Source organism: Sporosarcina sp. FSL W8-0480, assembly GCF_037963765.1.
Classification (GTDB): Bacteria; Bacillota; Bacilli; order Bacillales_A; family Planococcaceae; genus Sporosarcina.
Map to the genome: position 1 here is coordinate 1365578 of NZ_CP150166.1, position 24983 is coordinate 1390560.

Here is a 24983-nt window from a genome sequence, read left to right on the forward strand (position 1 = left end):
ACCCTAAAAGGTTAGGGTCAAAATCTAACCTTCAGGGTGCAGTGCAAAAAGTGGTGGCTTTTTATGTTGTTAAATCCGTATAATGTAAATAAAGTACATCTCCTGAAAGGATGATAACAATGACCCTGAATCCGTTGACAGCGAGGGAACGTCTTCTTGAAGTGATCCGCATTTTAGAAGCTTTTTCGGATGAGGATGAAGTGTTGTCCATCCATGATATACATAGTTATTTCCACGGCGACATGCAAGTCGGCATCGGGGCAGTGAGGGATGATGTGGCTGCGCTCGAAGATTCAATCGTTTTCCCGGTGACAGCGGTTCAAGAGAAAAAGGGAATGTCGAAACATTATTATTATGACGGCAGGCCATTTGAAATCCATGAACTTCGTCTACTCATGGATGCCATCAGTGCCGCAAAATTCATTTCCAAACAGGAAACCGATCGCCTTCTTATGAAAATCCGTAAGTTGACAAGCAAGAGATTGGCGAAGCAATTGACGAATGTGCTCCATGTTGCAGAACCGTCAGCGAAAGAGTCGGGTGAAATTGTTGCGACTGTCCAGCTATTGCATGAAGCTATCCACGACAATCGAGTCGTTGCTTTTCAATACGGTCGTTACGGGACAGACCTCCAATTCCATTTGAGCAATGAAGGGCAGGACTATCTCGTCCATCCGCTCGCACTCGTCTGGAATAATGATCGCTATTATCTCATAGCACATTTCATTGTGGAAGATGAGGTTAGGCAATACCGGCTCGATCGGATGCGTAATGTCCAAGTGTATGAAGAACAGTTCGTTCCAGACCCCTATTTTAATCTCCATGAGTACACAAGCAAGATGTTTCATATGTTTGGCGGCGAAATGATTTCATTGGAAGCGAGGTTTGCCGATTCCCTCATCAACATCGTCATCGATCGTTTTGGAGTGGGTGCCAATATTCAAGCCCAGCAAGACGGATCCTTCCTATTAAAAGCGCAAGTAGCGATGAGTGAAGGCTTAGTCCGTTGGCTATTCCGTTGGGGCGGTGATGTCAAAGTCATCCATCCTGCAGAACTCGTTTCGCGAATGAAAGAGGAAGCCCAAAAAGTAGTTGACCAATATCAGTAAACCTTTGTGGATATCCGCAAAGGTTATTTTTTTCGTGGAATTACAATGAAAGAGTACAAAAACAAGGAGGGGTTTTATATGAGAAAATTAATGATGATTTGTAGCATGTTCATGTTTGTTTTAGTCGCAGCTTGTGGAGATATCGATGAAAAAAATACCCGTGAAGTGAAATCCGATAATGATGCTGCGGCGGATGTCCAGAATAATGAAACTGAAGCGGCGGAAGAAGTTGAAGAAAAAGAAAAAGAAAAAGAAAAACCTGTGGGCACCCGCTCAAATCCATTGCCTTTCGGAGATACAATTACCGTGAAAGAGAACATCTACGATGATAGCTTTAATTCCTATGAATCATTCGTCGAGATCACACTTCTTGAAACAATCCGCGGCGAAGAAGCATGGTCTCTAATTGAAAAAGAGAATATGTTCAATGAACCGGCAGCAGAGGGCTTCGAATATGTAATGGTGAAAGTGAGAGGGTTCCTAAAAGAATCCGAAACGGAAGACGACAGCTTGTACTTCTCAAGCGGGAATTTCAAATTCGTTTCGAATGATGGCGAAGTATATGATTGGGCATTCGCAGTCGTCCCAAATGAGTTATCTAAAGAGCTATACAATGGCGGCACTGCAGAAGGCTATATTGTCAACCAAGTGAAAATAGGAGATGACTTCAAGGTTTCGTATAATTCAAGCGAAGGATCGCCGGTATTCTTTTTTGTGGAGTAAGTAATATGGAAAATACTGTTTGCTATTGATGTAGATGCGCTATGGATTATGCTATGATTAAGGCAAGAAACGAAACAAGGAGGGCTTTACAAATGAAATGGGAAGAAGTACGTAGGTTATACCCGAATCAATACGTAAAACTGAATATCCTTGACTTTCACGTAGAAGAAGACAGAAAAATTGTAACTGATGTAGCTTTAATAAATGTCATTGAAAACCCTAATACAGCTACGAAAGAATTACTGCGGGCAAAAGGGAATACTATTGTTTATCATACAGGAACTGAAAAAATTGAAATTGAAATGAGAAACCCTACCGGCTTCAGAGGAATAAGGTTATGAAGCTAGGAGTAGTAAATCAGTTATTAGAAGTAGAGATGATTATTTCTTATAAAAATAAATCTAAAAGACTGGACAAGCTTGTTGTTGACACGGGAGCAGCACATACACTGATTTCCACTGATATCGTCGAAGATCTGGGCATATTTTTTGAGAATGGAGATCCTTTAGTTAGTTCATATGGTATTGGAGGAGTGGAATATTCATTTCGGAAGCCTGTGGATCTCATCAAGTTTGGAACTCATGAAATAAAAGAAATGAAATTAGATTTTGGTAATTTGCATGAGTGGGGCATAAATGGCCTCATCGGACTGGATATCTTATTGGACGGTCAATTTATTATTGATTTGAAGGACTTAGTAATGGTTCAAAGTGAATAATGATTTATGAGAAGCCAATCAGACTATTTGATTGGCTTCCTATTCTAATGCAGATAAATCTTGAGTGAAAAAATAATTATCAAACTTGGTACCCTTCACTCAATTCACCCCTTAATGGTTATCGCATATTCAATGTACGGATTTAGAAAGGGAATGGTTTCGGATAAACTCCTTGGTGGCAGTGGGGAAGGGATATTGTCATTGTTGTCTACACCAAAATAAAATAGTAACCATCCCCGCATAACCGACAGGATGGTTACTATTTGCATTCAATCTAAAATATCGTATAAAGCGTCGTATTAGCGACCGTCACCATTGTCATTAGCAATGTATTAATAAAGGCTGCTACATATACATTCCCCGTTTTACGATAGAGGTAACGATTGAATATGGCAGCTATGATTAAGACAGGCACAAGACCGATCACAATAATAGAGGACAGTGATTCACTCGGATATCCTGCTGTTCCCGTCGTGAATAATAATCCATATTGATAGATCAGGTAAAGGACCAATCCGCCCACGAAATGCAGAATAGAAATTAGGTAGCCTTTCATTCCGTCGTATTTCGCACTTGCGGTATTGATGTTTACCGTCATCCCTATGATGAAGTAGAAAATGAAGAAAAGGGGTGCGTATTTAAGCATGGCGATTAAGTGATGAAGCTCGAACGTTTTAACCGCAAATGTCCAAAGTCGGAAGTCGACCTTGAAAATTGCATCAATTGCATACAAGACACCATACCCGATCGCAACAGTTACAGCGGCTGTTACAAATGAAGCCACAATTGATTTAATATGCACCTTTACTCCATAATTCTCGATTGTCGCGCCTGCAGGTTTCTTAGAAACAAAGTGATAGCAAACCGTGACCAAAAGCATTACAATCGCCACATTTATTGCCCAGTAAACAATTGAATTCACAATCGGTGCCCCGAAATTCTCGGTTGTCGCAAAGAATCTACTTTGCTCCCTTAAAATAATATATTGAATCCCGCTTAACACAAATAAAACAAAGGAACCTGTTTTGACATTCTTATCTAAATTTCTAATCCAGGAGAGAATGAAAACAATAGCAGACAGTACAATAAAAATCATACTTATTTGCCGTAGCAATCTCATTCCGGAAACATCGCCACCATACAATGCGGAGAAGAACAGGGCAGGGTACAATCCGACAAATACTATTGTTAAATATCTTGCGAACTTTGACCCGATTGTTACCGGTTCAGGCAGTGGGGCTGGTTTTTTAGTGTGAATCCAAGCGAAAAACGGCAGTTTGGATAATAATGATGTAACTGGAAGTACCAGTATAAAGAATCCAATCAGTGCGATAAATGAAGCAAACTCTTTAAACATCCATGACTGTCCATCCTTGCCAACCTTCACAAGGTCGTTATAATCAGCAAATGCCATATCGTAAAAACCGATTGCATATGCGGTCGACTGCTTAGAAAAATGGTTCCATGGATGCGTCTCATTCGGTTGATAGATTACTCGTTTGCCGCCATTAACATCGTAAATTTCCCCGGCTTTCGAAGTCTCGGGATTACCAAGGAATCCTTGGCCCTCTTCTGTTCCAACATAATTCTTCTTTACAACTGTACCACCCGCTGATGCGCCAAAGAAGAATTCGTCATACTGCGCAGCAACCATGCCAGATGTTCTTGGGCCATAAGAGTTGTTAATATCATCCACGCTATACCCTAATGTTTTCACCCATTGATAATCGGATCCGAGGGTCAGAGAACTATAAATCTTCCGAACTCCCGATTCCTGAAAATCAACTTCATCCAACATGACAGCGTGAGTAGAAGAAAATCCACCCATGGAGTGGCCCGAAACCGCGATAATCCCATTCCCATTTTCATCTTTCAATACATAATCCTGTCCATACATATACTGGACAGCATCATAGATGGCATGTGGCCAAAACGAGAAAAACGGTATCGGCTTTTCCATCGTCCCTGTCGAATGGCCATGATCGTACTGATCCAACGCCAACACGACATACCCTCTCTTCGACATCTCTATCGCCTGGGCATCTTGCATTTCAGCAGAGTTCAAATAGCCATGTGTCGTGATAAGTGTCGGTTTAGGCTGTTCTGTAGCATCCTTCGGTTTATATAAAAGACCCGAAAGTTCCCCTCTTGGTGTTTCGAAATAAATTCTTGATACATCTACGTCTCCAGCGGAACTGTTAAACTGTGAAGCCGCTATACTACCGACTAAAATAAGCAGCAAGGAGATCACTGCCCAAACGAACGGTTTCTTTAGGTTTTTCATAATACCCCCCTTTGGCATAATATATTTCGGGTATGGAAATAAACCCAATAGAGTATACGCTGTCATAAATACACATATGCAATGATTTAGTTGATTTGTATAGGGGGTTTGATGCAGCCTAACATCTTTTTCCTTCAAGCCATCACCTAATAATTTATTTGCATACTATGTATAGAACATCCTAATGATGGAGGTATGCAATTGACGAACTTTCTATCTTTTACTGGTAGAGTGATGGGGATCGAAGACTTTCCAATCATGACAAACGATCCAAATGCAGGCTGTTACAAATTATTTACATTGACAGATATGGACGGTTCGACAGTGAATTTTGTTATTGAGCCAATGACTTATTTTGTTGGACATGAAAAAGTGAGGGTCGGTGACATCGTGACCGGTTATTACGATGCGAATGCGCCAGTGCCGTTAATATACCCTCCGCAATATCGGGCGATCGTGATGGCGAAAGTCCATACGGATTACTCTGTAACAGTGAGTTTCTTCAACAGCCAATTACTAAGCAGCGACGGCATGTTACTATTAAAACCATCGAGGCAAACAGAAATCATCCTCGAAAACGGCCAAGATTTTACCGGCAATCTTGCAAACCGAGATCTTGTTGTCATCTATGGAGCTTCTACAAGAAGCATTCCAGCTCAAACGACACCGTCTAAAATAATCGTACTTTGTTAGAGAGAACGTATGTGAAAGAGCCAACTGCTTTAAAGCGGTTGGCTCTTTTTTAGACTATCAAATTATATTTCAACGCATACTCAACAAGCTCATATTTTTTAGATATGCCTATTTTATTCATAATTCGTGTCTTGTGGGTATCGACCGTTTTTATGCTAATCATTAATTCCTCAGCGGTTTCGGTTAATGAGAACCCTTTAGCAAGGAATTGCAGGATTTCTCGTTCGCGTGGACTTAATAGGATGAAAGGGTTTTTAGCATCAGTTTCATTCTGCATACTTTTTATGACAGAACGTATTTCTTTAGGTCGAAGGTAGATGTGGCCAGCCATTACCGTGTCAATTGCGGTGTACAATTCTTCATCAAATGCGGCTTTTGGGATATAGCCTGACGCACCTGCCTGCATCACTAAAGAAACATAATCTTCGTCTTCGTGCATCGTTAGGACAATGATCTTTGCTTGTTTATGCGTGGATTTTATTTCCGTCAAAACCTGGATTCCATTCAAGCCTGGCATCGAGATGTCCAATATTAAGATATCCGGTTGTAAGGTATTGTAAAGCCTGATTGCCTCATGTCCGTCTTTTGCTTCTCCTATCACATGAAAGGAAGGTCTTTTCTTCAACAGTAACTTTAACCCGGCTAAAACCAGAGCGTGATCATCCGCTAACAATATGCTTGTTTTCTCTTCCAACGGGCTATCCCTCCTTCTGATGTATGGGAATGGCTACAATAACTTCGGTTCCACCCGTACTTGCCTCTCGGATTAAAAATTGACCGCCTAATAATTCGGCTCTCTCTTGCATTCCATAAATTCCAATCCTATTTTGCTCTCGAGCCATTTCGAAATCAGCTTTTTGTATACCTTGCCCGTTATCAAGAATAGAAATATTGATGGAGCTGTCTTCCATCCAAATTTTTATCATGACAGTAGTCGCCACCGTATGCTTGGCGATATTGGTCAGGCATTCTTGAGTGATCCGATAAAATGCCAAACTACTATGATCATCTAATGGAATGGGATATTCGGGAGCTTCAAGCGTGACTTCAATCGAATACTTTTCCTTGAAATTTTCGATGTATTTTCTGATCGCTGGCAGTAAACCCATATCATCTAAAATAGGTGGTCTTAACTCCACAGCCAAATCCCTGATTTCCCGTAAAATGCCCGCTGCGATATCTCTGCTTGTATACAATAATGCTTTTTGCTCCTTATCCTCGGCTTCATCGGCCAATACCCGCATCGTCACCATTAGTGAAGCAAGGGCTTGGCTTGTTTCATCATGTAGTTCGCGTGATATCCTTTTTCTCTCATCCTCTTGTGCTGAAAGCAGTTTTGAGATTAACGTATCCCGAAGTCGTTCTTTTTCTTGTAATTCCTCTAAAAGCTTTTCGACTTTTGACCTCGAGCTGATCAGATTATCAGCCATTTCGTTGAACACCCTTACTAATTTTCCGATGTCTTCATCATCCACAACCGGTGCTCTTAAGGATAAATTGCCTGCGGAAATTCCTGTAGCAGTATCCACGAGTGTTTCAATAGGTTTCGTTATGATGCGCGTCGTAATATAAGCGATGCCTACAGCGATTAGGCAAACTAATAAAGTACCTAAGATCAGATCGCCTATTTTGGATAAGGTATATTCTCTTGGCAACTTCTCCGACATCCCTACTCGAACGAATCCTACTTCACCATCTTCAATCGGGACAAGTACATCGTGGATTCTCCCTTCATCAGAAGAGAGTATCGCCAAATCTTTTTCGATGCCCTGAGGAGTATGTGCGTTCAAGATGCCTTTAGGGATATAATCCGGAAAGGTATGTCCAACAAGCACTTGCTTACTGTTAAATACAAGGATATAGCGGATATCTTCATTTGCCTGCCGAGCCCTTGTGATCAAAAGATGAATTGCATAATAGTCCTCAATCAGTATGTAGTCGGAGCTCATCGCTGCAATATTCTCTGCGACAGACTCACCATGTTTTTTAAGATCCTTCGCCATCGTATCCGTAAGCGAATTCCAAATGATAATCCCTAATAGTAAAGAGAGAAACAATAAGGAAGCGATTATGGATCCTAATATTTTTTGGTTGATCTTTAATCTATTAATCCATTTCATCGAAAACCTCATATAGGCCAGGTTCAAACGGAACGAATCGGTCAATAGATAAACCCTGCAGTGATGGCAATAAATTTTCCTGTTCGTGCATGGATAGGAAACTATCCATAATGATTTTTTTCTCTTCGTCCGGTAAATTCTTTCTAACGACGATAGGACCTGTTCCAATCGGTTTAGATTGGATGATGATCTTCAGGCGGTTCATTAATTCAGGCTGTTGAAGCTTGGCTCGGTCCAAGGCGAATGAGTTAACAGCCGCACCATCGACGATTCTATCGACAACCGCGTTGAGTGTGTTTTCGTGGTTGTATGTAAAAGTATAATGACCTAAAAAATGCTCAGGAGTTTCCCCTATAGTCTCCAATTGCTTTTCGAAAAAAAGATAACCTGAATAACTAAAAGGGTCGGTAAACGCAACATTTTTTCCTTTCAAATCAATCAAAGAATCAATTGCACTTTCACTATGTACGACGATATACCCGTAATAATAGGGGAGTCCCATACGTTCTTGCATGGCGATTGCCTCAATTCCTTCAAAGTCACGAATCGTAATATAGGCACCAGTCGGAAAGAAGGCAATATCCGCGCCTCCTTTTATCATCAAGTTATTAATCTCACTATAGCTTTTACGCTGGATTAAAATAGTTGGCCGATTAAGCTGCTCACCAACATAGTTTGCGATTTCCCGATAGTACATAACTGTATCAGTCGGAGAAAGCACACTTGAAATTGCTACACGAAGGGGAGCATCGTCAACTTGATAGTCAATTGGGGAGTCGTCAGGTTCAGCGAAGATGATTTTATTAGATGAACGGTCCTGTTCACATCCAGTTATAAATAAAGAAAAAGTTAGGATTACGAATATCCTTATCCACTCAGTCATGTTTTCCTCCACATTTTCGCGTTGCACCAAAGCAGAAATTTATCCCAATTATAACACAAAATAATTAATTATTTGATTGTTCAGTAGTTAACTATTTTTCGTGTAGGAGAATATCTGACAGTAAATCAGATATTTGCTGATAGTTTGCTGTATTCATATACGTTAGTCTGAAAAAGGGGAAGAGTATTTATTTGAAAAGGGATGAAAGCGCTTTCTTTCAAGCGGGCTAATTAATCCAACAAGGGGGAGTATCATGATGAAAGTGAAAAAACGTATTTCATTAATGCTCATTGTATGTATCATGCTAATATTGAGTGCATGTGCGGGTGAGAAGGGCAAGGCGGGAGGAAAGGGAGAGTTGACGATATACTCACCACATACTCCAGGGTTTTCCGAAGAGTTAGCCAAAAAGTTTGAGGAACTACATGGTATAAAAGTGAACGTCCATTATGCTGGAACAAACGTCTTGGTCAACCAAATGATCGCGGAAAAGAGTAACCCAAAAGCTGACATTTGGAATGGTGGCGGCGGGATTCTTGCATTTGAATCTGCAATTGATAAAGATATCTTAGGCCAATTCATGCCTCAAAGCGCCAAAGATTGGGCAGTCGTTGAGGATGGCATTAAAATGAAGCACGAGGACGACTATTACGTTGGCGTACAGGTTCAAGTCCTTGGTTTTGCGTACAATACGGATTTAGTAACAGAAGAAGAAGCACCAAAAACATGGGAAGATCTATTGGACCCGAAGTGGAAAGGGCAAATACAATTCCCTAATCCGGCCGCATCCGGAACGTCTACGTTAATGGTAATGAGCTATATGATGAAACATGGCGAAGAAGCTGGGTGGGAATACTTCCAAAAGCTTGCTGACCAGGCAAACTCAATCCCAGACTCCGGATCCGCGCCAACAAGCGCAGTTGCAATGGGAGAGGCGCTGATCGGAATAGGGTTCGACTTCATGGCGTATGACCAAAAAGAAAGAGGAGAAACAGTGGATTTCATCCTCCCAGATGTAACGCCAATTTTAGTGAACCCAGCAGCTCTTGTAAAAGATGGACCAAACCCAGAAGCAGGAAAAGAATTCCTGGAATTCATGCTTAGTAAAGAAGCCCAAGAAATCATCGCAGACTGGAACCTAATCCCTGTCCATCCTGAAGTAAAGTCAAAAACTCCATTGAATTTAGCGGATATTAAATCCCACGCAGCTATTCTTGATATGGACTGGGTGAATGAAAACTATGATCGAATTCGGAATGAGTGGAAGGATAAGATAAAGTAAATGACATTGACCCTTTTCGAGTCTACTGACTTGGAGAGGGTTTTTTAGGCATAGAAAAAGCACTCAAAGATTTGAGTGCGCTTAATAAATAGTAGTCTTTGTCTCTTTATAATAGTTTAAAATGACCGTGTACTTGTTTTCACCGCACCACAGTACCTGATGGATTTCGACTTCTGGAGTTCCTTTTTCTCTCTTACAGTTCCATACAATTCCCTCTATACCAGATTTAACACTCAGAATGCCGGACCCTAAAGTGAATTCTCCGATATACTGTCCCTTTGTTAATGTAGATATCATTTATCACACCCCCACTGAGTCCATTCGCCAAGAAAGGTGAAAATCCTTCAAGTTGGGTACCAGCTTCTCATTGAATTTCGAATTGTTTCGGAACCTGGTACCCAGCTTTATATTCCTTTACAATAGAAGAAAGACGTAGTGAGTAAGGAAGGGGTTAATTACACTTGAAGATACATGGTACGAAAAAGCTATTGGATGCAATTCCATTTGAAGTGACGGTGGAAGGAGAAGGGGACAACGAACTCTACGCATGGCATGCCAATTTACTGACGATTGACCGAAGGAAGACACTTGTGCTCATGAATAATAGCAATCGGTATGTGGTCGTGTTACATGGTTTGAAGGCGAAGGAATTCAAGAATTTGGATATGATCATACATGAAGCAATCCGCAAGACTTTCCGCGCGGAGCGAATCCAAGAAGAGGTAATTGACCGCTATCTTGAGGAGGCCGGCCCTGTTACATTCCATAAAACGAAGAATCGGTCATTCGTTGCCCAATTGAACAAGGCGTGTGACAACGTATGTTTCGACTCACGTAATCTGGATCCTGATGTGCTGGTTAATACAGAAGTGGCGAAGCGGGCGGGCCGGTGGTTGACGGGCGGTGGGAAGAAGGAGATGATTCGCCCATATGAGGAACTGCGTAAAGATTTGACTGCAATGGCGGAGGGTCCTATTTTCACCGCGGAAGCCGCCGTCATGAAAATTTCTATGCCGTTCGAAGGACTTTCCATCTGGCGGCGTGTGCGTGTTCCACTCAATATGCCATTTAACGAGTTCCATAACATGTTGCAAATACTTTTCGGATGGACAAACAGCCATCTCCACGAGTTTTACGTGTTTGATCAAACCGAAACGACGGAGCCGTATCACTACTTTTCACCATATCATGTCAAAGGCGATTTCAAGCCGGTCTTGAATATCGTGATGGACGAGGAACTGATTAGAGATACATCAGAAGTGGAACAGATACTTGAGAAAAACCTATTATTATCTGACGTTGTTCCTAAAAATACACTGATGAAATATGTCTACGACTTCGGCGACAATTGGCAGCATGAAATCATCATGGAGGAAATCGTGAACGATGAGTCCATCGTATCACCGGTCTGCTTGGAAGGCGAAGGCGATGCACCCCCTGAAGATTGCGGAGGAGAACCCGGATTCCGTGAGTTTTTGGCCATTATGAGTGATCCTACTCATCCGGAGCACGATTCCATGAAGCAATGGGCGGCAGGGCAGTTATACCAAAGATTTAATAAGGGGCTGGTAAATCATCGGTTGAGGGGGATGTGAGGTGGGGAAGGTAGTTTTTGAGGTACTTGTGCAGCAGGTACCTCAAAACAACATCTTAAAATCCTATCCAAAACCGCATAAATTCAGTAATTCGCGCATAATTTCAAAAACGCACTCATAAACGAATGTAAAGATTTATAAACGCTAATAACTCTCCACTCTTCACTCTTCACATCACTGAAGGCGAAGATACTACTTCTACGGGTTTCAACCTTAAAAGGTTTCGGGATTGTTGAAATTGGATTTAGATGCCTGGATTAAGTACCGCATTTAAGCACAGCACACTAATCGATATATTGAAGAGGGAAGCGGTGAAGTTTCCGTATTATGCAGAGGGGTGGGGAGGTAGGGTGAGAATGTAAAAGCAACGACCCTGAGTTAACTTGCTGACAGGTTCGTTGCTTCAATTTAGGATGGTTATTTCTCTTTCTCAATAATTGAATGGACTTCTTGAACGGAAAGCTTAGTGACTTCTGCAATAAAAGATAGCGGAGTATTTTTTTGATAAAGCGCTATAACCAATTCAATCCCTATCTAAAAATACTGCTTGAATGTGCAAGATGATATTACCTCCATTCATGTGTCATTACATCTTCTCTTTAAAGGAAGGAAAATCCTTCAATTTATTATGTACATGTGCACCACAAATATAAAGAAAGGTAGCCTCTTAATGTCCTGTCTTTAGTAAGAAAGGGATTAAGAGGCAACTCGAAAGTGATAGATAATGATTAATGATGTGTATATCTATTTATTAGATCCGTAAACCTTAAGGAATGATTAGCAACTTTCAACCACTACAGCAGCTGCTAAACACGGAAGAGTGATTCCTGGAAGGTTAAGTCCAGTAATACAAACCCTTTGGTTGACCGAATCTATTTCTAAAGAAACTGTCACATCAGTAGATACTCCGCCTACTACTAAGGTGCCATCGACGCTGACAGTTAGCACGCCGTTATCACAGACTGGAAGCCCGATGCCTGATGCAACTGCAGTGAAACTAACATTCACATTAGGCAGTAATGGTTGTTTTTGTCAACATGAAATTGAGCCAGAGCGATCACATCAAAAGTGAGCCACTTTATTCTTTTGATTCCCCAGTATTGGGGAATTATGGATGTTTATGATTCTGGCCCCGAGGGGCCAGAATCATAAACATCGCGCGCGCCTTCAACCCCCTGATTTGCTTGTCGGAGGCTTTGTCTGAATCGATAAGATTCGCCATTTAACAGGTGGATGTGAGATCGATGTGTTAAACGATCAAGCAACGCAGCTGTCATTTTTTCATCTCCAAAGATGGTAGTCCATTCTGAGAATTCCAGATTGGTGGTAATGATGACGCTCGCGCGTTCATAACGTCCCGAGAAAAACTGGAATAGTAATTCCGCACCGGTTCTTGAAAAGGGGACATAGCCTAACTCATCCACAATGATCACATCATATTTGAGCCACTTCTTCTCAAAAGCACCTCGTTTGTGTTCTTCGTTAGCCATCAAAAGCTCTTCCACCAGTTCAGCTGCCGTAATGAATTTGACATTGAAACCATTCTGAATAAGTTCAATCCCCAGCCCAGTTGACAAATGAGACTTCCCAGTCCCACTGTTACCAAGAAAAATTATATTCTCCTTCTTTTCGATGAAATCTCCTTTGGCCAATGTCAGGAACCGATTTCGATTAAGACTTGGCATCAGGCTGAAATCATACATATCCAATGTCTTATGGACAGGGAACTTTGCCTGTTTTAGGCGTCGTTGTCGCTGATTTTCCTCTCTGGTCGCCACCTCTACCTCCAATAATGCAAGTAGATACTCCTCGTAGCTCAAATTTCTTTCTTCAGCTTCCCGTGCAAGTGACCGATATTGTCTGGCGACTGACGGCATACGAAGTTGTTTTGTCATATGGTCTAAAAGTAATTCAGTTGTCATTATGAGCGACCTCCCAGTAATTGTTCGTATTTCTCCACATTGGTCTTTTGGACTTTATACTCCAATAGATTTGTGGGTGTCTTTTTCTGGGGTAGTTGGTCAAACTCGACAACACCATTGGTGTTCCTTTGGATGATTTCGTGGACTACCTCATATCTGTATACCTGCGTCTGTTCCGCTTCCTGTAAGGCTTTCGTCAACCCTTCCATTCCGATTTCCCGATGGAGCAGAAGTAGTCTGATAAACTTTCGATCTCCTTCTGCTCCCTCCTGTTCCCTCATCTTACGATGAAAATTTCGGAACACCTCGGGGATTGCATCTGATTGGAATGCATGGGCATCCCTAATGGCACGTGGCTTTTTCAATAAGATATCTAAGTAGTGATCCAAAATGGTGATCCTATCATAACGATCATTAGAACGAATATGTTCAGCGATCACTTGATTTTGAGCCACGACTATCACACGATCGACAAAAATTTTTGCCCATACGGCCTGTCCTACAAAATGAGTTGGTACAGAATATTGATTTGTGTCCACTGTAATTAGCGATGTCTTATCGACCTGGCAGGATAGAAGCCTGCATGCTTCAAAACGGTCTACCGGTAGGGGGTGCAATTTGGACTTTTCCTTTTCCCACACTTCTTTGACCGTTTCTTTTGAATGCGGCACCATTCGTTTTTCCGCGTCGCGCAGACACCATTTCAAAAGGTATTCATTCAATTCCTCCATGGATTGGACTTGTGGATAGGGAACAAGGGCATTCCTTCTGACATATCCAACCGTCCCTTCCACACGCCCTTTTTCATTACCCTTCCGAACATTGGCGAACTCGGCTTTGAAAAGATAATGAGCCTGTAGGGCCAAGAAAGCTTCCTGTTCCAATCGTTCCCTGCCCTTAAGTATCTTCACGACAGCTGTTTTCAGATTATCGAATAATCCTTCCGTTGGGACGCCTCCAAAAAATTCAAATGCATGAACAAAACCATCCAAAAAAGCCTCTTGTTTACCGTGTAGATACGCCCTGACAAATCGCAGACGACTTGCCGAAAGCTGTATGCAGAAGAGGTATATGCGTTGCGTTCGACCCTGTAGTATAATGTCCGCCTCTCCCCAGTCGAATTGGAATTGGTGGCCGATTTGAAACTCAAGTGGAATAAAGGCTTCTTGGAGTTTTTTCTTGCGCTTTGCGACAATCTTTCTAATATTGGATTCTGATCCCTTAAAGTCATATTCCTCTTCTAATCTACGGAAGATATTCGCGGCAGTATGTTTCTGTTTTGACCAGGTCTTAAGATCATCTTCAAGCCATTGATCAATGATAGGAAGAATTCGCTTGGTTTCATCCGAGTATTCTTTCTTTCCGTGAACCGTCTGTCGTTGAATCGTTGTCGGAGGCTTCGCCCCTTCTTTTAGGTACTTACTGACCGTGTTTCTTGATATTTCCAGCTTCTTTGCGATTTGTCTTTCGGATAGTCCTTCAACCTCTTTTAAAAATTTGATACGATGATATTGAGCCATGTCGATCATCCTTTTTTCCTCCCTATGTAGAAAGCTTGAGCACTCTCTATCATAAGGAAGGTTAGTAGAATTGGAAATCGGGTGGCTCATTTTATATGTGATCGAAACGTAGATTAGTGGCTCAATACTAGATTATCAAATACAATGGTGCTGAAATTACAAAAGAAGCATTTACAGAGCTACCAGTTGGACCACAGTTAGGGCAAATTTCAATGTCGAGTGAATAGCTCACATTAATAGGACCAATTGCGATGGCGCCGTTAGCAATTTCAGCTGTTGCTCTACAATCACAGCTTAATCCCATAATTCTCACCTCCTTCCTTCAATATATTTTATGAAAGGGAAATGAGGTGGCTTGTACATTTCTGTTAGACAATCGTACATTTTATGTATTAAGGTACCTGTGCGTCAAACTATTCAATAAATTCACTACAATTGTATATATATTCAGTTTAAAGCCTGTAAGAACGTGTGTTGAATGTATATTTATGCAAATTGGTTGAATTATCATGAATGTTTCTTGCACAGGTACCTAACTTTTTGCGTTTGAATCCGTCAAAGGCTTAATATTAATCTGATAATCAATCTTAATGTCCATCTTCTCGAAAAGTTCAATCCATTTTTTTTCATCCATTGGTTTTGAGAATGGTTTTAATGTATGAATGCCTAACTGTAATGGATCCACATTCAATTCTTGCATCTTTTTTACTAGTTCATGTGTTTGTTTTTCAAAATAGGATTGGATATCTTTTTTCAAATCTTCTAAATCCTTTGGGTCAAATAATCGCTTTTCTCCCCGGTATTCTTCAATTCTTGAGTCTATCTTCACTGTATAGGTTATTGTAGACAAGCTTTTATTGATATCCACTTTCGTTTTAGCCCTAACATGACCTAGAACAACTTTTAATTCTGGGATCGGTAAAACTGCTAAGTAGTGATTGTTGTGTAACAGCTGGAAGATACGATCATCAAAAGTTGTTATTATTTCAACTAATATATCCTTTTGAAACAGGGCTGTACCTTCATAGCTGATAGCGTCATTTTCTATTTTGAATACAGGTAAGAAAGGATCTGAATAAGGAGTATATAACAAATTTTTAAATTCATGTAGATTAACGACGCTAAATTCTCCCTGATTTTCTTCCTCATAGTGCTTCAGCATTCGGTAAAAAGAGTAATCAAGGTTGTCTTGTTCGTCCAATTTATTTTCCAAATATTCTTCAAAATTTCCTTTTACGATAACTAAATAGATTCTCAAAGAAATATCCGGATCAGTCAATAACACATTAATAATGGACATAATCCCCTCGTTTTTAGCGAGGTCTTCATTAATTATCAGCATTCGCATTTGCCCAGTTTTTGTTTCCTGGTAGAAGTTTGTATTAAAATTCCTTAATCCCTCCATTATTAAGCTTACTTCTTCCGTCATTACACTCTTTTTTTCTTTGCTTAGAGAAGGCAAAATCGTACTGATTTTTATTTTACCTTCATCCCCTTTACTCAGTGATAAAAATGTGACTGGAGTAAGCTCTTCAATAATATTATTTTCAGTAAAAGGGGCACATCCAGTTAACCATAATGCCATAAGTATGATTGACATTTTTTTAGCCATCTTTTTGCGCAGTCTCATGTTTATTAACCCCCTTTATCTTCATCACTACGATAATAGTAATTGGAACCACTAAGTAACTTAAGCTTCCTGCTAAAATTTGAAGGTTAAGTAAAATAACCTGCTTTTCATCTGACTTCCAAATCCATTCATTCACAAGAACCATTCCGATTAAAATAATGAATACACTGAATAAAAAGCCTACTCGACTGGATGGTCTCTCCATTTTCCCAGTAGCTATTTTAGATGCTCCATAAAACAACAGTAGAAAAATTGAAACCCCAAAGACAATGTTAAATAATTCCAAAGAAAGCATGACCATATCAATACGTTCAATTACTGGATTTTGAAAATAACGGGTCATAGTGACAATTGGAAATTGACTTTTGCTTAAATAATTGGAACCGAAATAGAATAAGGACGCCGTATATAAGAATACATACTCTATAACGGTTAGAGCATTGCCATAAGACAAATAGCGAAATGTATTATTATTTGTTTTAAACCACGGTCCCAAAAATACCAGAAATTCAGGCCCTGAAAATGAAGAAAAAATTAATAATATTCCTTTCCAGGAATCCAAACTTAATTCCATTGGAATAATCGGATACAAATCACTGAGTTGAGCTATTGGAGGAAAGAAGAAAAAAGCAAAGAATAAGATCATCCAAAATGTAAACAAAAAAGAAATCACGACAAACCGTATAGTTTTTTCAACGCCCTTCCATGCTACATACAAACAAGACAACAGAATAAAAAAGATAAGCCAATTTGAATCTGTAGCTGGAAACATAAATACTTGAAGCATTTCCGAGAATCCTAACATAATCACGAGAATTTTAAGCAGGATAAAGAACAACCCGATGAATGAGAGGAGACGTACAAGTTTTTTTCCGAATAATTGGACAAACCCGTTGTATCCTTCGGTAGAAAACCGGGTTAAAAACCATTTGGATAAAAGAAGAATGTTTAGTTGAGACAATATGCCGACCGCTATAATCACCCAAATCATATATGGATGGATCAAAAACCTTGGCATAATCAAAAAAAAGTAAAGCATTTGGAGGTGATTTACCATCAACATGACATAGAACCCATTATAGGTTTCATTCTTATTAAATAATTGAAGGGCTTCCATCAGTTCATCTCCTAGTTTGATATCTCTTCATCTTCAACGGTTTAATATGTTCTGGACGCTCCTTCATTTTGGTTAAAGGCCCTCGAATGAATAGGTCAAGCCAATCTTTTCCGTAGAAAGGGGCAACAGGGGATAAATATGGCTGCTTGAGTGAAGACAAGCCATTAAGGTGGGCTAAAACGATAATCATTGCCAGAACAATCCCTACTATCCCAAGAAACGAAGAAAATACAAGAAGAATGAATTGAATCAATGAATTCGCCTTTGTCACAAGGTAATTAGGAATAAGAAAGGATCCGATAGTTGAAATCCCTACCATGACAATTAACACCTGACTTGCCATACCAGCCTCAACTGCTGCTTGACCAATTACGATGCCCCCAATAACCCCAAGCGTTTGACCAGTCTTTGTTGGCATCCTTAAACTTGCTTCTTTTATAATTTCAATAAAAATCAACATGATAAATGCTTCCCAAAAAGGAGTGAACGGAAGCTTGCTCCTTGAATCCACCAAGACGAAAAGTGTTTGTAGAGGAATCATTTGATAGTGATGAGTTGTTAATGCCACGTAGAATGGGGTCAATGTGATAGACAGAATAAAACTTACATATCGGATGATGCGCAAAAAACTGGCAACTACCCATCGATTAATATAATCCTCTGGTGATTGGAACAAATGAAAAATAGTAATTGGGGCAACGAGAGCAAAAGGTGTATTGTCTACCAGAATCGTAATTTTTCCTAATCCGAGAGAATTAGCAACATCATCAGGTCGGTCAGTTTGCTGAAACTGAGGAAAAATACTGTTTTTATGTTCCTCCATGAATGCCGCTATTTGAGAAGAATCAACGAAGAGATCATAATTAATTTCCGAAATTTTCTTTTTGGCGGTTGAAACAAATTCTGGATTGGTCAGCCCTTCTATGTACAATAAGACAACATTTGTCTCACCTAAAGAGCCAACGGTGAACTTCTCTGTTTTCAGATCATGTGTTGGAAGACGTCTACGAATGAGCGTAATATTTTGTTCTAACTGTTCACTAAAGCTGTCTTTTGCTCCTAAAAGGATAGTTTCAGTATCGGATGTTTCAATTGCACGTCCAAGTGGATTTTCTAAAGGGATAGCGAACCAAAGGCTTGACGAAGAGTCAAATAATAAGACAGATCCTTTGAACAGCTGCTCTTTTGCCTCATTAAAAGTGGAAATGGAGTTCATTGTTGAGTGAACAATGCATTCCTGAATGGATTGTTTGGAACAGTTAGATAAAGGTTTTAGAATGCTTTCATTTAATCTTTCTTGGTCAATCAGAGTTCTTACGTAAATAAGATTAACATTTTGATTTTCAGAGATGTTGATTTCCACAAACTCCGCATCATCCATTTGAACGAGGGCTTTTTTTAGAGTCTCTATTGATATTTCTGGTTCTGTGTTTGATTGAGAAACAGGCTTATTTTCATCTGATTGTTTTTTCCAAAACATGTACATTCCTCACTTCTATATGTAAAAGGGCATTTTTGGAAGAGCGGTAAAATTCCATGTTAATTCCATTATTAGCTTTTTAAGCTTAAAATATACGAAACTAAATCAATAAGATGCAGAGGCACACCCTTACCTTCTTAACAGGAGGGATAATATTAAGGTACCTGTGCGTCAAACTATTCAATAAATTCACTACAATTTTATATATATTCATTATGAAGCCTTTAAGTACGTGTGTTAAATGTATATTTATGCAAATTGGTTGAATTATCATGAATGTTTCTTGCACAGGTACTTAAACATAGTCCCGGCACCTAAAAGAAATTATTTTTCCAATCGAGTATCCTTTTCCCCTGTTCATCTCTATATAGTATATGAACGGACGTATCCGATCACGAATGGGAGGAATGGACATGAATAAGGGATGGTTGAAATTACATCGGGAACTGAGAGACAAGGCGATTTGGAAGACATCGACTCCTGAACAGCAAGTAATACTTGTGACATTGCTCATGATGGTGAACTATGAAGCAAGTGAATGGGAGTGGAAGGGGCAGAAATATGAGTTGCAGCCGGGACAAGTCTTGACATCCCTACCTAAACTTGCAGAAGAAAGCGGCAAATACATAACCGTACAGAACGTTCGAACAGCATTGAAGCGATTTGAAAAATACGGATTTCTAACAGATGAATCAACAAACAAAAACCGGCTCATAACCCTTACAAACTGGGACGTTTACCAGCAAAACGAGGAACTGCCAACAGATGGCCTAACAGACAGCCAACAGAGTACTAACAGGGAGCTAACACCTATTAAAGAAAGTAAGAAAGAAAGAAGAATAAGAATAAATGATTTCCTGCGGAAACCGAAAGTGACGGAATTCGTACTGGATTTGACAAAGGGGGAAGCGTGGTGATTGCAGAAAAAGCTGTCTTAGGTTCAATGCTGAAAGAAAATTATTTGATAACCGACTCTAATTTAGCCGTATCGCAATTTACAGATGCGGTCCATAAAATGATCTTCCAGTCGATGAAGGAGCTGTACTCGAAAGGGAAAGCTGTCGACTTCATCACGTTGCTGACGATGAATAACCCGCAGGACCTTGGTGGGGCGAACTATATACACAACTTGACGAACTATGCGCAAATCGATAAGTTCGACGACCATGTCGGAGCGATGCTTGACGTATGGCGGGAAAGAGAAAAGCAGAATGTCCTACATCTTGCAGCACAGGAGAACTGGCAAATCGACCGCATCATGACCAACCTTGAGGCGCTTATCGACAATCGGGCAAGCGACCACTCATCCATATCAGATCTGTTGGTCGATGTCTATGAAGCCCCGTTCATCGAGCAGGAAATCGCGGAAGGCTCAACGACGGGAATTAGACAGTTGGATGACATGACAAATGGATTCCAGGATGGGGAATTGACAATCATCGCCGCACGACCAAGCATGGGGAAGTCGGACATCATGCTCCATCTATCAAAGCATGCCGGCTGGAAAAATCGCCTGCCGATCATTTTCTCGCTTGAAATGTCCGCTTCAAGCCTGCGGGACCGTCTGCTTTCATCGACGGGCAGTTTCTCAAGAACACGCATGCGAAACCCGTATTTGTATTTGAATGAAACCCAGAAATCCACTTGGCCGAAAACAATCGGCATGTTGTCGAAAACGAATATCCAATTTTTCGACCGCAGCAAACAGACCGTCGCGGAAATGCGGATGAAAGTACGGAAGATGATCCATGAAAACCCTGACAGGAAACCGGTCATCTTCATCGACTACTTGACGCTCATTCACTCCGAGGACACAAGCAGCAACATGCATCTGCGAATCTGGCAAATTACGAAGGACTTAAAAGCAATGGCGCGTGAGTTCAATTGTCCTGTCATCACACTTGCGCAACTAAGCCGCGCCGTCGAGCAACGAATGGACAAGCGGCCGCTCATGTCCGACCTGAGGGAGTCCGGCTCAATCGAGGAAGACGCCGACATCATCATCTTCCTTTACCGCAACGCGTACTACAATCAAGACGACACCGACAGAACTATGGAACTGATCATCTCGAAAAACAGGAACGGTCCCGTAGGAACAGTCGTCGCTGCCTACAACAAAACTACAGGGGAGGTAGTTGGATTTGGAACAAACCGTGAAAGAACTGCTCTATGACGCGATTTACTATGATGAACCCCTACTTGCACACGCAGTCTATTACGCCGTACAAAAAGGAATCGTGCACCTTCATGAACCCGCAAGCCGAATTCCGAAAGAGTTGGATTACGAGGAAATCGTCAAAATGCGCGATGAAAACGTGCTGCAAATGTGCACGATCAAGCTCTTCACGATTCCAATGGGACAAAAAAGGCACGCGCTTTACTTAGCGGAAACCGAGGACGCCGTGAGGGCCAAGCATCATAAAATCTACGGTCAGCTTGCACAGCGCATCATTGACATCAGCCACGAGATGGACTATCCGCTTTTCTATGAAGAGACTGGCCGTTCCATAACGTTCCGCGAGATGAAGCGGGAGGCGGTGAAGTTTCCTTATTATGCGGGGGAGGTTTTGGGGATGTAGGTAAGGTGAAATAATTAAGGTACCTGTGCAACGCACTATTCAATAAATTCACTACAATTGCATGTTTATTCAGTGGAAAACGCATGGGTATACATATGTAATGTGTATTTATACAAATTGGTTGAATTAACATGAATGTTTCTTGCACAGGCACCTTCACTAAATGCAGAGAAGTTAGATGTGACAATGGATACGGTGGATTATAGTACTGGGGAGGTTTTTGGTACGGTAAATTATCCTGAGGCATTTGAGGATATGGAGTGATAATTTGGGGTCGGGGGCTTGATGCTTCTAACTCTTTTTCTTTTTAGTAAAATCTAATTGGTTAATTTGAGACCACATCATATTCAATCGAAAGTTACTAATTGATATGATAGACTAATAGTAGCAACGGCATATAGCGGACGGACGGTTGGCACTCCCTGGAAAGGGGGTGTAAATATGGTGACATACGAGGCAATGAATATGATGTTCCAATTTGGAATACTTCTCGCAGCGATAGCAACAACCTTCGTAGCGATAATTGCTCTATCCACCAATAGAAAAAAGTAACCACCCTCCGCTAACGTCCAAGTAAGCAGGGTAGTTACCATTTGTAAAAATAACCCTTATACCGGCCAACCGCTCTTCATGCGGTATGTCCGTTGCACCGACTGGACGTTACTGCGTCCAGTCTTTTTTTATCTTACATCAAGTTTACCACAATTATACGCAACATACACGAATAATGAGCGTAGTATGGACGAAGGATAGACGAATGAAGAGCACATAAGAAAACTTCATCAAAACTTCCCCCATTTATTTCATTTCCAGGTTTTTACTAATTATTTTAGTATCAGGACCTCACAGAATTTTGAATTGTTTCTGGACCTGGTACCATCCAACTACATAAACAAATAGTGGCTTACTTCATGCATATATATCTTTTATAGAATTGTCATTGTGTATTGCACCTGTGATTAATCCCTATTTTCCAATCCGAATCTTTTTGCATTACGGGCTTTAGCCCGTTCAGCCTCTACTTCTCGATTACGGGGTTCGGCATTCGTTATTAGTGTGTTAAGTAAATTCTGTGTAGCAATAGCCACTTCCTCAACAGCACGATTAATAGCGTCTTCGTTCGCCTTGGATGGCTTACTAAAACCGGAAACCTTCCGAACATATTGGAGCGACGCTGCATAAATTTCGTCCGTCGTAGCTGGAGGGTGAAAATTAAACAGTGTTTTAATGTTACGGCACATATTGTTCGCCTCATTTGTTTGTTTTTTTCGATTGTATCATATTCGACTTAAATGTATGGTTTCATATCCTATTAGAAGGAAAATTATCATTGCCCTGCACATTAGGACCTATATTTTACAAAGTGGTACCAGGCAACCAAACAATTTCGGATTGAACCGATGCAGGGGACCTCATTTCGAGTATTAGGTTTTCATTGGATTTCCAATAGTGTTAGAACCTGGTACCCTTCACTATTGTACGTTGAAGTGACAGTCCCGGCCACCCTCTTAGAAGGAGAAGACATCGACTCCGTCATCGCCCAAGCAAAAGAAGACGGCATCAAAGACGTCAAGAAAAACGACGATAGTTCCGTCAATTAAAATCCCTTCTTTTTTCAGTTCCTGTATCGAATCTGCAACACCGGGGAACAGCCCTATCTAAAAACACTGCTTGAATGTGCAATATTAATTACCTCCATTACTGTCTCAATACATCATTCCTGAATGGGACGGAAAATCCAGTTGTCCATCAAGGACGTCGAGTTCAACAAAGACTTCTCCAAGTTCACAATAGAAGGGTCCGTGTTTATAAGGTGACGTACAGAAAGACTGGAAGAGTTGGAATTAATTAAGTATTAATTGACAGTGTTCGAATGTTCAATAAATAATAGAATAGGATGTTAGAGAGTCATTACTTCAAATGAAGGCTGTGAATATATGCGTGACTGCGAAATCAATGTCGTTCAAGCTGTGGAAAATAATATCGCCTGGTGCAAATTGATTTGTGAAGCATATAGAAAGCGCTCATACACAACAGGAAAGGTTTGGGCCCTTATAACGGAAGCACCTACATACTATCCAGAATTGATTATTATGAATAGAACGACCAAAGACACGGATATTCTTGAATTTTTGAAGCTAAATTATATCAGCAGCGTCAAAGATAGCTTTGCAGCACTTGATTTGTCGTCTTATGGATATCAAATGCTATATATCGTAAGTACTAAGAAGGAATTTGAACGTTGGACGAACCTAACGGGGTTGGAATTACCTTGAGGACTATTAGATATAGACGGAGTGAGATTTTTCTTCATAGATTGTCCGGCTGGATTCGCGGCTTTTATCGTAAATAAAGCAGCTAACGTCATCGGGATATCCAATGTCTTTTCAAGCAACATGGACATCACCGACCTGTGGCGTTCGATTCCTCAAGCGGTATCCAAAGAATTTCCCGGCGTCCCACTTGTTGGGTATGAACAGGGCGAATCCCTCTCGGCTGCACATGCTTCCGGTTGGTGTTAATTGGTCCGCTTCGTGTTTGGATAAAGTTTAGGTAAGCAATCATCATCTTGTAGTGAAGAGGAAGAGCAATGGAAGCTCAAGTAAAGTTAGTCAAAATTGCGACTTTCGTTTGTATGGAGAGACAGAAATTGAAGGGCAAATGCATCTTCATTACAACTTTACTAAAGAAGAGTGGAAAAGAATAAATAGCTTTTAGGCTAAAATTAGTTCATAGGGAAGGCAAGAACGATGATGAAATTGTGGTTTCGGCAGTTGCCACAGCCAAGTCTGAATTTGAATGAATGGAGACCATTCATTGAAAATGCATGGTTTCGAAAGCATTTTATGAAGTTTGTGTACCTGTTAATGGCTGCTTTCTTTTTAGTTCCGTATTGGCTCTTCGTGGGAAGCTTCACTATGATTAACTTTCCATTACTTTTAATTATTGTAGTGGTTTTGTCATTCATGAAGTTCTTCATATTCTGGTCGTACATAGTAAAGGCGATATAAGCTTAACGTTCAAAGGAATCTATTTTTGGCTCAATACAAGTGCAATTCTAACGAAAAAAAGATTCTGGATTTTCATGAGCTTGCCTTTTATCGCATTAACAGTACTGCCAGCGATAGCTTCGTTTTTTGTCGCTGATGAAATCAAAGCACTCCTTTTATGTATCAGTTGGTTCAATCTAATTATTTCAGCATCCGACATTGTGAATTCAGTATTGATAGTAATAAAACCAAATAACTCTATGTTTTGTATAGGCTACTACAAAGTGGAGTGATAATCCAAAAGTGAAATCTATTTTATGAAAGAGCTAGATCCAATG

Annotated in this window: 26 protein-coding genes and 1 pseudogene; 16 read left to right on the plus strand and 11 right to left on the minus strand. The window is 40.5% G+C overall.

Annotation, left to right across the window (positions count from 1 at the left end; all coding sequences use genetic code 11):
- Positions 1 to 119: 119 nt before the first annotated feature.
- The 4 genes from NSQ43_RS07125 (at position 120) to NSQ43_RS07140 (ending at position 2550) form a co-directional block, all read left to right on the plus strand.
- Entirely contained in the window at positions 120 to 1109 is a 990-nt protein-coding gene (locus NSQ43_RS07125) for a WYL domain-containing protein (protein ID WP_339254275.1), read from the plus strand.
- A gap of 78 nt (positions 1110 to 1187) precedes the next feature.
- Positions 1188 to 1832 carry a hypothetical protein gene (locus NSQ43_RS07130; RefSeq protein WP_339254277.1) on the plus strand — a complete coding sequence of 215 codons (645 nt, stop codon included), beginning with the start codon at positions 1188 to 1190 and terminating at the stop codon, positions 1830 to 1832.
- 92 nt (positions 1833 to 1924) lie between these two features.
- Positions 1925 to 2173, plus strand: a complete 249-nt coding sequence (locus tag NSQ43_RS07135; protein WP_339254279.1) for a hypothetical protein — start codon at positions 1925 to 1927, stop codon at positions 2171 to 2173.
- Entirely contained in the window at positions 2170 to 2550 is a 381-nt protein-coding gene (locus NSQ43_RS07140) for a retropepsin-like aspartic protease (RefSeq protein ID WP_339254281.1), read from the plus strand. Before NSQ43_RS07135 ends, NSQ43_RS07140 begins: the two co-directional genes overlap by 4 nt.
- A 274-nt stretch (positions 2551 to 2824) precedes the next feature.
- On the opposite strand, the gene NSQ43_RS07145 is transcribed toward NSQ43_RS07140, so the two are convergent.
- On the minus strand, positions 2825 to 4834 hold the full coding sequence (locus NSQ43_RS07145) for an alpha/beta fold hydrolase (protein ID WP_339254283.1): 2010 nt from the start codon (positions 4832 to 4834) through the stop codon (positions 2825 to 2827).
- Positions 4835 to 5035: 201 nt separating this feature from the next.
- Here NSQ43_RS07145 and NSQ43_RS07150 point away from each other — a divergent pair, with 201 nt between their 5' ends.
- Positions 5036 to 5527: a hypothetical protein gene (locus NSQ43_RS07150; protein WP_339254285.1), complete on the plus strand. Its 492-nt coding sequence runs from the start codon at positions 5036 to 5038 to the stop codon at positions 5525 to 5527.
- Between the two features lie 49 nt (positions 5528 to 5576).
- Here NSQ43_RS07150 and NSQ43_RS07155 read toward each other — a convergent pair whose 3' ends face one another.
- The 3 genes from NSQ43_RS07155 to phnD are packed head-to-tail and all read right to left on the minus strand — an operon-like array spanning position 5577 to position 8530.
- A complete protein-coding gene (locus tag NSQ43_RS07155) occupies positions 5577 to 6221 on the minus strand; it encodes a response regulator transcription factor (RefSeq protein ID WP_339254287.1) in 645 nt (214 codons plus the stop codon).
- Positions 6222 to 6225: 4 nt separating this feature from the next.
- Positions 6226 to 7647, minus strand: coding sequence for an ATP-binding protein (locus NSQ43_RS07160; protein WP_339254289.1), 1422 nt, complete (start codon positions 7645 to 7647; stop codon positions 6226 to 6228).
- Complete coding sequence (gene phnD / locus NSQ43_RS07165) at positions 7634 to 8530, minus strand: phosphate/phosphite/phosphonate ABC transporter substrate-binding protein (protein ID WP_339254292.1); 897 nt, start codon at positions 8528 to 8530, stop codon at positions 7634 to 7636. Before phnD ends, NSQ43_RS07160 begins: the two co-directional genes overlap by 14 nt.
- A 253-nt stretch (positions 8531 to 8783) precedes the next feature.
- Here phnD and NSQ43_RS07170 point away from each other — a divergent pair, with 253 nt between their 5' ends.
- Both NSQ43_RS07170 and NSQ43_RS07175 read left to right on the plus strand, forming a co-directional pair.
- On the plus strand, positions 8784 to 9812 hold the full coding sequence (locus NSQ43_RS07170) for an extracellular solute-binding protein (protein WP_339254295.1): 1029 nt from the start codon (positions 8784 to 8786) through the stop codon (positions 9810 to 9812).
- Between the two features lie 461 nt (positions 9813 to 10273).
- The gene (locus NSQ43_RS07175) at positions 10274 to 11407 is read left to right on the plus strand and encodes a plasmid pRiA4b ORF-3 family protein (RefSeq protein ID WP_339254298.1); all 1134 of its coding nucleotides are present in this window, start codon (positions 10274 to 10276) and stop codon (positions 11405 to 11407) included.
- A 1118-nt stretch (positions 11408 to 12525) separates the two neighbouring features.
- Here the strand turns inward: NSQ43_RS07175 and istB are convergent.
- The 6 genes from istB to NSQ43_RS07205 form a co-directional block, all read right to left on the minus strand.
- Positions 12526 to 13329: an IS21-like element helper ATPase IstB gene (gene istB, locus NSQ43_RS07180; protein ID WP_339251752.1), complete on the minus strand. Its 804-nt coding sequence runs from the start codon at positions 13327 to 13329 to the stop codon at positions 12526 to 12528.
- Positions 13329 to 14858 (minus strand): IS21 family transposase, encoded by a 1530-nt coding sequence (gene istA / locus NSQ43_RS07185; protein ID WP_339251754.1) that lies wholly within the window; start codon positions 14856 to 14858, stop codon positions 13329 to 13331. The genes istB and istA overlap by 1 nt, the downstream gene beginning before the upstream one ends.
- Positions 14859 to 14976: 118 nt before the next feature.
- Positions 14977 to 15153 (minus strand): hypothetical protein, encoded by a 177-nt coding sequence (locus tag NSQ43_RS07190; RefSeq protein ID WP_339254299.1) that lies wholly within the window; start codon positions 15151 to 15153, stop codon positions 14977 to 14979.
- A gap of 228 nt (positions 15154 to 15381) precedes the next feature.
- Complete coding sequence (locus NSQ43_RS07195; RefSeq protein WP_339254301.1) at positions 15382 to 16479, minus strand: Ger(x)C family spore germination protein; 1098 nt, start codon at positions 16477 to 16479, stop codon at positions 15382 to 15384.
- Complete coding sequence (locus tag NSQ43_RS07200) at positions 16454 to 17596, minus strand: GerAB/ArcD/ProY family transporter (RefSeq protein WP_339254303.1); 1143 nt, start codon at positions 17594 to 17596, stop codon at positions 16454 to 16456. Before NSQ43_RS07200 ends, NSQ43_RS07195 begins: the two co-directional genes overlap by 26 nt.
- Positions 17597 to 17600: 4 nt before the next feature.
- Positions 17601 to 19082, minus strand: coding sequence for a spore germination protein (locus NSQ43_RS07205; RefSeq protein WP_339254305.1), 1482 nt, complete (start codon positions 19080 to 19082; stop codon positions 17601 to 17603).
- A 407-nt stretch (positions 19083 to 19489) separates the two neighbouring features.
- Here NSQ43_RS07205 and NSQ43_RS07210 point away from each other — a divergent pair, with 407 nt between their 5' ends.
- From NSQ43_RS07210 to NSQ43_RS07230, 5 genes are all read left to right on the plus strand, one after another.
- Positions 19490 to 19993, plus strand: a complete 504-nt coding sequence (locus tag NSQ43_RS07210) for a hypothetical protein (protein WP_339254307.1) — start codon at positions 19490 to 19492, stop codon at positions 19991 to 19993.
- Positions 19990 to 21249: a DnaB-like helicase C-terminal domain-containing protein gene (locus NSQ43_RS07215; RefSeq protein WP_339254308.1), complete on the plus strand. Its 1260-nt coding sequence runs from the start codon at positions 19990 to 19992 to the stop codon at positions 21247 to 21249. Before NSQ43_RS07210 ends, NSQ43_RS07215 begins: the two co-directional genes overlap by 4 nt.
- Positions 21212 to 21655 carry a hypothetical protein gene (locus tag NSQ43_RS07220; RefSeq protein ID WP_339254310.1) on the plus strand — a complete coding sequence of 148 codons (444 nt, stop codon included), beginning with the start codon at positions 21212 to 21214 and terminating at the stop codon, positions 21653 to 21655. The genes NSQ43_RS07215 and NSQ43_RS07220 overlap by 38 nt, the downstream gene beginning before the upstream one ends.
- A gap of 135 nt (positions 21656 to 21790) precedes the next feature.
- Positions 21791 to 21919, plus strand: coding sequence for a hypothetical protein (locus NSQ43_RS07225; RefSeq protein ID WP_339254312.1), 129 nt, complete (start codon positions 21791 to 21793; stop codon positions 21917 to 21919).
- Between the two features lie 177 nt (positions 21920 to 22096).
- Positions 22097 to 22207, plus strand: a complete 111-nt coding sequence (locus tag NSQ43_RS07230) for a putative holin-like toxin (protein ID WP_339254314.1) — start codon at positions 22097 to 22099, stop codon at positions 22205 to 22207.
- A 407-nt stretch (positions 22208 to 22614) separates the two neighbouring features.
- Here NSQ43_RS07230 and NSQ43_RS07235 read toward each other — a convergent pair whose 3' ends face one another.
- Positions 22615 to 22896 (minus strand): DUF2277 domain-containing protein, encoded by a 282-nt coding sequence (locus NSQ43_RS07235; protein ID WP_339254316.1) that lies wholly within the window; start codon positions 22894 to 22896, stop codon positions 22615 to 22617.
- Positions 22897 to 23130: 234 nt separating this feature from the next.
- Here NSQ43_RS07235 and NSQ43_RS07240 point away from each other — a divergent pair, with 234 nt between their 5' ends.
- The 4 genes and pseudogenes from NSQ43_RS07240 (at position 23131) to NSQ43_RS07255 (ending at position 24938) form a co-directional block, all read left to right on the plus strand.
- Entirely contained in the window at positions 23131 to 23256 is a 126-nt protein-coding gene (locus tag NSQ43_RS07240) for a hypothetical protein (protein ID WP_339254319.1), read from the plus strand.
- Positions 23257 to 23592: 336 nt separating this feature from the next.
- Positions 23593 to 23931, plus strand: coding sequence for a hypothetical protein (locus tag NSQ43_RS07245; RefSeq protein ID WP_339254320.1), 339 nt, complete (start codon positions 23593 to 23595; stop codon positions 23929 to 23931).
- A 21-nt stretch (positions 23932 to 23952) separates the two neighbouring features.
- Positions 23953 to 24177 (plus strand): hypothetical protein, encoded by a 225-nt coding sequence (locus NSQ43_RS07250; RefSeq protein WP_339254322.1) that lies wholly within the window; start codon positions 23953 to 23955, stop codon positions 24175 to 24177.
- A gap of 231 nt (positions 24178 to 24408) precedes the next feature.
- Positions 24409 to 24938, plus strand: a pseudogene (locus NSQ43_RS07255) (DUF3267 domain-containing protein).
- Positions 24939 to 24983: the final 45 nt, after the last annotated feature.

Excerpts from the sequence above, each read along its gene's own strand:
- NSQ43_RS07125 (WP_339254275.1), top strand. The coding sequence starts at position 120 with ATGACCCTGAATCCGTTGACAGCGAGGGAACGTCTTCTTGAAGTGATC.
- NSQ43_RS07130 (WP_339254277.1), top strand. The coding sequence starts at position 1,188 with ATGAGAAAATTAATGATGATTTGTAGCATGTTCATGTTTGTTTTAGTC.
- NSQ43_RS07135 (WP_339254279.1), top strand. The coding sequence starts at position 1,925 with ATGAAATGGGAAGAAGTACGTAGGTTATACCCGAATCAATACGTAAAA.
- NSQ43_RS07140 (WP_339254281.1), top strand. The coding sequence starts at position 2,170 with ATGAAGCTAGGAGTAGTAAATCAGTTATTAGAAGTAGAGATGATTATT.
- NSQ43_RS07145 (WP_339254283.1), bottom strand. The coding sequence starts at position 4,834 with ATGAAAAACCTAAAGAAACCGTTCGTTTGGGCAGTGATCTCCTTGCTG.
- NSQ43_RS07160 (WP_339254289.1), bottom strand. The coding sequence starts at position 7,647 with ATGAAATGGATTAATAGATTAAAGATCAACCAAAAAATATTAGGATCC.
- phnD (WP_339254292.1), bottom strand. The coding sequence starts at position 8,530 with ATGACTGAGTGGATAAGGATATTCGTAATCCTAACTTTTTCTTTATTT.
- NSQ43_RS07170 (WP_339254295.1), top strand. The coding sequence starts at position 8,784 with ATGATGAAAGTGAAAAAACGTATTTCATTAATGCTCATTGTATGTATC.
- istB (WP_339251752.1), bottom strand. The coding sequence starts at position 13,329 with ATGACAACTGAATTACTTTTAGACCATATGACAAAACAACTTCGTATG.
- istA (WP_339251754.1), bottom strand. The coding sequence starts at position 14,858 with ATGATCGACATGGCTCAATATCATCGTATCAAATTTTTAAAAGAGGTT.
- NSQ43_RS07190 (WP_339254299.1), bottom strand. The coding sequence starts at position 15,153 with ATGGGATTAAGCTGTGATTGTAGAGCAACAGCTGAAATTGCTAACGGC.
- NSQ43_RS07195 (WP_339254301.1), bottom strand. The coding sequence starts at position 16,479 with ATGAGACTGCGCAAAAAGATGGCTAAAAAAATGTCAATCATACTTATG.
- NSQ43_RS07200 (WP_339254303.1), bottom strand. The coding sequence starts at position 17,596 with ATGGAAGCCCTTCAATTATTTAATAAGAATGAAACCTATAATGGGTTC.
- NSQ43_RS07205 (WP_339254305.1), bottom strand. The coding sequence starts at position 19,082 with ATGTACATGTTTTGGAAAAAACAATCAGATGAAAATAAGCCTGTTTCT.
- NSQ43_RS07210 (WP_339254307.1), top strand. The coding sequence starts at position 19,490 with ATGAATAAGGGATGGTTGAAATTACATCGGGAACTGAGAGACAAGGCG.
- NSQ43_RS07225 (WP_339254312.1), top strand. The coding sequence starts at position 21,791 with ATGTTTCTTGCACAGGCACCTTCACTAAATGCAGAGAAGTTAGATGTG.
- NSQ43_RS07230 (WP_339254314.1), top strand. The coding sequence starts at position 22,097 with ATGGTGACATACGAGGCAATGAATATGATGTTCCAATTTGGAATACTT.
- NSQ43_RS07235 (WP_339254316.1), bottom strand. The coding sequence starts at position 22,896 with ATGTGCCGTAACATTAAAACACTGTTTAATTTTCACCCTCCAGCTACG.
- NSQ43_RS07245 (WP_339254320.1), top strand. The coding sequence starts at position 23,593 with ATGCGTGACTGCGAAATCAATGTCGTTCAAGCTGTGGAAAATAATATC.